Source organism: Sinomonas sp. G460-2, assembly GCF_047759905.1.
In the GTDB taxonomy this organism is placed as follows: domain Bacteria; phylum Actinomycetota; class Actinomycetes; order Actinomycetales; family Micrococcaceae; genus Sinomonas.
This window is the reverse complement of record NZ_JBKZWT010000183.1, coordinates 1-7,293: the sequence shown is the minus strand read 5'-3', so window position 1 is coordinate 7,293 and position 7,293 is coordinate 1. Positions and strand designations below refer to the sequence as shown.

General features: G+C 70.2%; 9 protein-coding genes. 3 read left to right on the top strand and 6 right to left on the bottom strand.

Annotated features, from left to right (window positions below; all coding sequences use genetic code 11):
- Positions 1-503 (top strand): TetR/AcrR family transcriptional regulator (locus ACLN58_RS15090; protein WP_415856076.1); only part of this gene is annotated, 503 nt, incomplete at its 5' end.
- A gap of 71 nt (positions 504-574) precedes the next feature.
- Here ACLN58_RS15090 and ACLN58_RS15085 read toward each other — a convergent pair.
- The 5 genes from ACLN58_RS15085 to ACLN58_RS15065 form a co-directional block, all read right to left on the bottom strand.
- A complete protein-coding gene (locus ACLN58_RS15085) occupies positions 575-1,336 on the bottom strand; it encodes an ABC transporter permease (RefSeq protein ID WP_415856075.1) in 762 nt (253 codons plus the stop codon).
- Positions 1,329-2,108 carry an ABC transporter ATP-binding protein gene (locus tag ACLN58_RS15080; RefSeq protein ID WP_415856074.1) on the bottom strand — a complete coding sequence of 260 codons (780 nt, stop codon included), beginning with the start codon at positions 2,106-2,108 and terminating at the stop codon, positions 1,329-1,331. The genes ACLN58_RS15085 and ACLN58_RS15080 overlap by 8 nt, the downstream gene beginning before the upstream one ends.
- 238 nt (positions 2,109-2,346) lie before the next feature.
- Positions 2,347-2,718 (bottom strand): hypothetical protein, encoded by a 372-nt coding sequence (locus ACLN58_RS15075; RefSeq protein ID WP_415856073.1) that lies wholly within the window; start codon positions 2,716-2,718, stop codon positions 2,347-2,349.
- 23 nt (positions 2,719-2,741) lie between these two features.
- Positions 2,742-4,316 carry a Na+/H+ antiporter gene (locus tag ACLN58_RS15070; RefSeq protein ID WP_415856072.1) on the bottom strand — a complete coding sequence of 525 codons (1,575 nt, stop codon included), beginning with the start codon at positions 4,314-4,316 and terminating at the stop codon, positions 2,742-2,744.
- Positions 4,317-4,352: 36 nt separating this feature from the next.
- Positions 4,353-5,321, bottom strand: coding sequence for an aldo/keto reductase (locus tag ACLN58_RS15065; protein WP_415856071.1), 969 nt, complete (start codon positions 5,319-5,321; stop codon positions 4,353-4,355).
- Between the two features lie 137 nt (positions 5,322-5,458).
- On the opposite strand from ACLN58_RS15065, the gene ACLN58_RS15060 reads away from it, so the two are divergent.
- On the top strand, positions 5,459-6,289 hold the full coding sequence (locus ACLN58_RS15060; protein WP_415856070.1) for an oxidoreductase: 831 nt from the start codon (positions 5,459-5,461) through the stop codon (positions 6,287-6,289).
- Positions 6,290-6,336: 47 nt separating this feature from the next.
- On the opposite strand, the gene ACLN58_RS15055 is transcribed toward ACLN58_RS15060, so the two are convergent.
- Complete coding sequence (locus ACLN58_RS15055; protein ID WP_415856069.1) at positions 6,337-6,876, bottom strand: VOC family protein; 540 nt, start codon at positions 6,874-6,876, stop codon at positions 6,337-6,339.
- Positions 6,877-6,949: 73 nt separating this feature from the next.
- On the opposite strand from ACLN58_RS15055, the gene ACLN58_RS15050 reads away from it, so the two are divergent.
- Positions 6,950-7,293: DUF6597 domain-containing transcriptional factor (locus ACLN58_RS15050; RefSeq protein WP_415856068.1), on the top strand; the 344-nt coding region annotated here is incomplete at its 3' end.

Here is a 7,293-nt window from a genome sequence, read left to right as displayed (position 1 = left end):
TGAGCGCGATCGCGAGGGCGTGTGGCCTCAGCCAGACGGGGCTCCTGCACCACTTCCCCACGAAGGAAGACCTTCTGCGCGCCGTCATGGAGCGCCGCGACGCGATCGACGCCGCGCGGACCCTCGGCGCGGACGGGCGGCGACCGCGCGGCTGGGACTTCGTGGACCGGCTCGTGCAGCTCGTCCTCAACAACCAGGAGCAGCCCGGCATGATCCGCCTCTACACGACCGTGGCGGGCGAGGCCGTGGACCCGGCGCACCCGGCGAACGCGTGGCTCGTCGAACACCATCGGGGCGCCGCGCGCGCGTTCCGGGAGGCGCTCCACGAGGCGGCCGAGGACGGCCGGCTCAAGCCCGACGCTCCCGTCGAGTCGATCGTGCGCTGCCTCCTCGCCGGCATGGACGGGCTGCAGATCCAGTGGCTCTCCGACGGCGAGTACCAGGACATGGCGCGGGACTTCGCGGTCCTCGCCGACGCGCTGCGGGCGCGCTGGGAGGCGTGAGGGCGGGGGCTCAGCCGAGGCCCTCGGCCGGCGCAGCGAGGGGCGCCCTGCCAGGGCACCTCATCGACCGCCTACTGCGGCTCCCAGCGGAACCAGCGGATCCCGAGCCAGGCGAAGACCACGATGTAGCCGAGCGACGCGATGAGACCGTTCGTCGCGTCGGAGGCCCACGGCGCGATGTTCAGGACCGCGGAGAACAGGTTGATGAGGGCACCGACCGGCGTCCAGGCCGCGAAGTTCCTGAAGTCGTCGCCCAGGATGCCCGTGGAGCCGAGGATGCCCGTGAGCACCAGGGCGATGAAGAGGACCCGGCCAATCGCGTTGATCGCCGTGACCGATTTGATCACCCCCACGAGGGCCTGCCCGATGCTCAGGAACACGGCGGCGCCCAGCAGCGAGATGACTAGCATGAGCAGATACTCGCCCACCGTGAACGCGGTGCTGTGCATGATGCTCCCCACGATCATGACGAGTACCGACACGGCCAGATTCATGGCGAGCTGTACCGTGAGCCGGCTCACCATGATCGCCCACGTGGGCGTCGGCGTGACGCGGAGCCGCTGGAACACTCCGGCCTCGCGGTCTCGGGCCACGGTCGTCGAATAGCCGATCAGGGCCGAGGACAGCAGTCCGTACGTGATCGCCATCCCGATGAGGAAGCCGGGGTTGCCGAGCTTTCCGCCCCGGTTGGTCACGAACAGGATGATGAGCGGCAACAGCAGGTTGAGGACGAGGGCCTGCCGGCTGCGGAACAGGACGGCCGTGTCCGCCCGCAGGAGCGATCTCAGCGTGAGGCTGAGCGGCGGCACGATCGGGGTGAGCGTGTCAGTCACGGATAGCACTTCCTGTCAGTCCGATGAAGACATCTTCGAGGGTCACGTCGCCACGGGCCACGGCGAGCACCCGCGGATCGTCGCGGTGCATGGCCACGAGCTCGTTGGGCGCGCCCAGGGCCTGGAGGCGGCCATGGTCCACGATGGCCACGCGGTCGCAGACCGACTGGGCCTCCTCCATCGAGTGCGTGGTGAGCAGGATGCTCCCGCCGCCCTGCCGCGACCTCTCGATGCGGTCCCACAGCTGGCGGCGCGACTGCGGGTCGAGCCCCGAGGTGGGTTCGTCGAGCAACAGGATCGGCGGATTGTGGATGGTCGCGACCATGAGCGAGAACCGCTGCTGCTGGCCGCCGGAGAGCTTCTTGAATGGTTTGTCCATTTCCTGGCCGAGGCCCACGTCCTCAAGCCGCTCCTTCAACTGGCGTCGAGAGAGGTCGAGCCCGTACAGGCCCGCGTAGAGGCGGGCGAGCTGCTCGATGGTGAGCTCAGCCTGGAAGCTCGAGGCCTGCAGCTGGACGCCGAGCTTCGCCTTGACGGCGAGCGGCGCGTGGACTGTTTCGGCGCCGTCGACCGTCACACGCCCGGCGTCGGGTTTGCGGAGGCCCTCGATGACGCTCAAGGTTGTCGTCTTGCCGGCACCGTTCGGGCCGAGGAGACCGAAGATCTCGCCGCGATGGATCGCAAAGCTCAGGCCGTCCACGGCCGTCTGCGACCCGTAGCGAACCACGAGGTCCCGCACCTCGAGAATCGTGGGCGCCACTGCCTCATCCACCGAGCTACCTCCGTTGCTGGACGTGTCCATCACGAGCATAGGCCCACGGTGGGCACCCATCACGGGACAAGACGGCCCCGGGGGCTGGGAGTGTCCTGTGAACGGGCGGCCGTGCCGGCTCTGGTGGCCCGGCGCCTCACTGGTAGCCCTTCCCTGCACTGGGGCGGCGGGCCCGGCACCCCAATGCGGGGAAGCCGCCCCGGTGCGGGGAAGCCGCGCCGCTGCGCTGGTGCCGGCTCTACTCCCCCTGGGCGGCCAGATGCAGGGCGGCGGCCTGGAGGATGCCTTCGATGTCGGCGTCCGGGACGTCCCGCCGATAGGCCTCGGCAACGGTCTTGAACCCCGCGGCCATGCCCAGGAGCAGGCGCGTGTAATCAGGCGCCAAGGCCTCGATGACCTGTCGGACCACCTGTGGGAGGACCCCCTTGAGCACCGCAGCCTCCTCCGGCGACCCGCCCGCGAGCGAAATCGACACGCCGTCGTCAACCCGAACCAGGGTCCGCAAGGACTCCTTGAACATCTGCGTCGCGGCGGGGTCGTCCGATTCCCACGACAGGGTCGCGGTGAGGATCCCGAGGCCGCGCTGGACCATTTCCGTCTCGTCACTCATGCCTCATCATCGCCTCTCCTGACCTATTCCGACTGCTGCGGGCGCGCGAGCCGAACCTCTTCGACGTCGAGCTGGGCTTGGATCTGGCGCAGCACGGCGTCGTCGATGACGCGCGTGTCCCGAAGCCGCACCACGGTGGCGCGCTTCCGCCCGATGAGCGCGAGGCGCAGCTCCGCGTACTGGCGCGAACGGACGACGGCGGGCGAATCCTCGTCGCCGTCGAGCCCGGCAGACATCGCGGACACGTGTTCCTCATACTCGGCGCGGATCCGGTCGAGGACCTCGTCGTCGACGCCGAGTTCCCGCGCGATGGCCGGCATGGCACTGAACGCCTCCTCGGCCGCCATGCGCTTGGCGAGGATGAGCTCCTCGGCGGCCGAGGTGTCCACCGGCATGTGCGCCCAACGGATCACCTTCGGCAGCAGCACGCCCTGCGCCCCGAGCGACGCGACGACGACGAACGCCGTGATGAAGACGATCGTGTCCCTCGCCGGGAATTGCGGCCCCTCGGGAATGGAGAGGGCGACGGCGAGCGACACCGCCCCGCGGAACCCGGCGAACGCGCTCACGAGCCGGGCGCGGTTCGTGGTCCGCAGGGTGCGCTGATACGGGCGCCGGTCGATGGCACGAATGATGTACGCGGAGAGCACGAGGAAGCCGAAGCGCGCCGCGATCGTCGCGGCGAACACCGCGACGCCGATGAGCAGCGCGCTTCCGAACGCCACACTCGTGAGACCCCCGATCGCCGAGGGCAGCTGGATCCCCACGAGCACGAAAAGCGCCCCGTTGAGCAGGAACGTCACGAGGGACCACACGGCCCCGGTCTGCTGCCGCGTGTAGGCGGAGATGGCGAGCGGCGACGCGTGCGCGATGTACAGGCCGCAGGCGACGACGGCGAGCACGGCCGAGGCATGGATGAGCTCGGCCCCGAGGAACGCGACGAATGGCGTGAGCAGCGTTCCCGCGTTGCCGTACAGCGGGTTGGCGATGCGGCGCCTCGCCTCGAGCAGGATCCAACCGACGGCGAGCCCGACGGCGGCGCCGCCCGCGAAGGAATAGGCGAACTGCCCCGAGACCTGCAGGAAATTGGGTGCCGTCCCGCCCGCGACAGCGCCGACCGCGACGCCGTAGATCACGAGGGCCATCCCGTCATTGATGAGGCTCTCTGCCCTCAGGACGGAGATCTGCCGCCGCGGCAGCGAACGCCCGAGCGCCGCGACGGCCGTCGCGTCGGTCGGGGCGACCGCGGCGCCGATGATCCAGGCGGTGCCCCAATCGAGCCCCAGGCCGTGCGCGACGGCTGCCACGGTCGCCGCCGTTGCGAGCACGAGGAGAGTCGCGCTGAGCATGATCCCGCGGATGTACGTGCGGATGGTACGGAGCGAGGTCGTGAGGCTCTCCCAGTACAGGAGCGCGGGGAGGAACAGCAGCAGCACGGTCTCGGGCGGGAGCCCGACGTTCCGGAAGACCGGAATGAAACTCAGCAGCACTCCTGCGGCAAGCAGGATCACGGGCGCGTTGGCCCGTATCCTCTCCGCGGCGATGCTTCCGAGGACGACGGCGGCGCCGAGGGCGACGACGAGTTCAAGACCGAGCATGGCGCACCTTTCAGGTCCAGACCCTCACGCCAAATTCTAGAATCCGGTGGGCATCCTCGGGGTGTAGTTCGCTTCGAGCGCCGTGGCCTCGTCCTCGGTGAGCTCGAGCTCGAGCGCTGCGGCCGCGTCCGGGAGATGATGCGGTTTGGTCGCGCCCACGATCGGGGCCGTGACCCCGGGGTTCCGGAGGACCCACGCCAGGGCGACCTGCGCCATGGGCACCCCGCGGGCCTCCGCCACGCGCTGCACGGCGTCCGCGATCGGCTTGTCCTCGTCGCGGAAGAACCGCCGCTGGACAGGATCGGTGTCCGCCCGCTGGGTGTGGCCGCCCCACGGCCGGGCGAGGCGCCCCTTCGCGAGCGGGCTCCACGGGATGCTGCCCACTCCCTTGTCATCGAGGAGCGGGAACATCTCCCGCTCCTCCTCGCGCATCATGAGGCTGTACTGGTTCTGCATCGACACGAACGGGGTCCAGCCGTTCAGCTCCGCTGCGTGCTGGAGCTTCGCGAACCGCCACGCCCACATCGACGAGGCGCCGAGATAGCGCACCTTGCCGGCCTTGACCACGTCGTGCAGGGCCTCCATGGTCTCCTCGACCGGCGTCTCGGGGTCGAAGCGGTGGATCTGGTACAGGTCCACGTAGTCCGTGCCGAGGCGCGTGAGCGAGGCGTCGATCTGCTCCAAGATCGCCTTGCGGGACAGGCCCGACCCACCGGGGCCGCCGTGCATCGGGAAGAAGACCTTGGTCGCGAGCACCACGTCCTCGCGGCGCGAGTACTTCTCGATGGCTCGGCCCACGATCTCCTCCGACGTCCCGTAGCCGTAGACGTTGGCGGTGTCCCAGAACGTGATCCCGAGTTCCACGGCCTGCCGGAAGATCGGCTCGCCGGCGTCGTCGTCGAGCGCCCACTCGCTGAACCCACGGCTCGTGTCGCCGAAGCTCATGCACCCGAGCGCGATGCGGCTCACACGGAGCCCCGAATTGCCCAAACGGAGATATTCCATGGGCTCGACGCTACGTCTCGGGGGGACGCCGAGGGAGGGCCTGTCAGTCCACGGTTCGGCAGGCCCTCCCACGCGCGCGGGATATGCGGTGTTCTGGTGGATGTACCGAACGTGGTCGCTTCCCGAAAGGAACCTCAATGTCCACCTGGCTCATCACCGGCTGCTCGACCGGCCTCGGACGAGCGCTCGCGAGCGCCGTCCTCGCGAAGGGGCACAACGCGATCGTCACCGCCCGCAGCGCCGCCTCCGTCCAGGACCTGGCAGACGCCCACCCCGGGTCGGCCCTCGCGCTCCCCCTCGACGTGACCGATCCGGCCCAGGTCGCCGAGGTCGCCCGGCAGGCCGAGGAGCGGTTCGGCGCCGTCGACGTGCTGGTCAACAACGCGGGCTACGGCTATCGCTCGGCGGTCGAGGAGGGCGGCGACGCCGACATCGAGAAGCTCTTCGCGACGAATGTCTTCGGGCCTGTCGCGATGATGAAGGCCGTCCTCCCGGGCATGCGCGCGCGGCGCAGCGGCGCGATCGTGAACATCTCCTCGATCGGCGCGCGCATCTGCCCGCCCGGATCCGGCTACTACTCGGCGAGCAAGGCGGCGCTCGAGGGCCTGTCCGGCTCCGCGCAGAAGGAACTCGCGCCGCTCGGCATCAGCGTCACGGTCGTGGAGCCCGGCGGCTTCCGCACCGATTTCGCGGGGCGTTCGCTCACGCAGTCTGCCGAGCCGATCGCGGACTACGCGGAGACGGCGGGCAAGCGCCGCAAGGAGCACGACACCGTCCACGGCACCCAGCCGGGCGATCCGGACAAGGCCGCCGAGGCGATCATCGCCGCGGTCGAGGCCGAGGCGACCCCGGGCTTCCTGCTCTTGGGTCAGGACGCGCTCAACGCGTACCGCGCGACGGCGGCGGCCCAGGCCAGCGAGGTCGAGGCGTGGGAATCCGTGAGCGCTGGCACAGGCTTCGACGCCTGAGCCGGCGAGCACGGATGCTTCGGCTCACCCGCCTGGTGGCAACCTAGTTACTCCTGGGCCGCCGGCGCAGACTCGGCCGACATCGACGCCGCCCACTCGGCCACGCGGCGTGCGGCCTCCTCGTCGGAGACGTCCTCGACGCGCGTCATGACGGACCAGCGGATGCCGAACGGATCGCGGATGCTCGCGTAGCGGTCCCCCGTGACGAAAGTCGCGGCCGGCTCGCGCAGCGTCGCACCGGCCGCGACGGCGCGCTCGACGGCGGCGTCCACGTCCGGGAGGTACACGCCGAGGGAGAGGCAGTCGTCCTCGCCCGCGGGCGGGAGCACGAGGTGGTAGGCGGGATTGGGGTCGCCGAGTTCGAGCCGGCCGTTGCCGAAATCGACCACGGCGTGCGCCACGATCGGGTTGCCGTCCGGCCCGGGGAAGTCGGTGCGGCTCAGGAGACGGGCGCCGAACACCGTCTCGTAGAAGCCGATCGCTCCCGCCGCGCCGTCCACCACGATGAACGGCGTGAGGGACGTCGAGCCGATCGGGGTTCCGTTGATGGTGTGCGCGCCGTCGGCAGCCTGATTCTGTTCGCTCATGAGCCCACGGTAGGCATGCCGCGAGCGCGGCCGCTTGAAGAAACGCGACACGCTGGCGGCTACGATCGAACGCGTGGAGCAGCCCACGTCCCGCGGCCAGCTGACGCCCGATCCGCGCGTCCCCATCGCCCGCATCGCACCGCCCGAGTGGGCTGCGCACGCGATCAAGCACTTCTGGGTGGCCGAATGGTCGCTCCCGGCCGGGGTCGCCGCGCGCCAGCTCGTGCTCGGCTACCCCGTGCTCAATCTGGTCGCCGAGCCGAATCGGCTCGCCGTCTACGGACCGACGACGACGGCGGGCACCCGAGTCCTCGAGGGCGCCGGCTGGGGCGTCGGGGCGCTCTTGCGGCCTGCCGCCACGCCCCTCTTCACGGACCAGCCCGCGCGGTTCGCCAACGCCGAACGCGACGTTCTCGC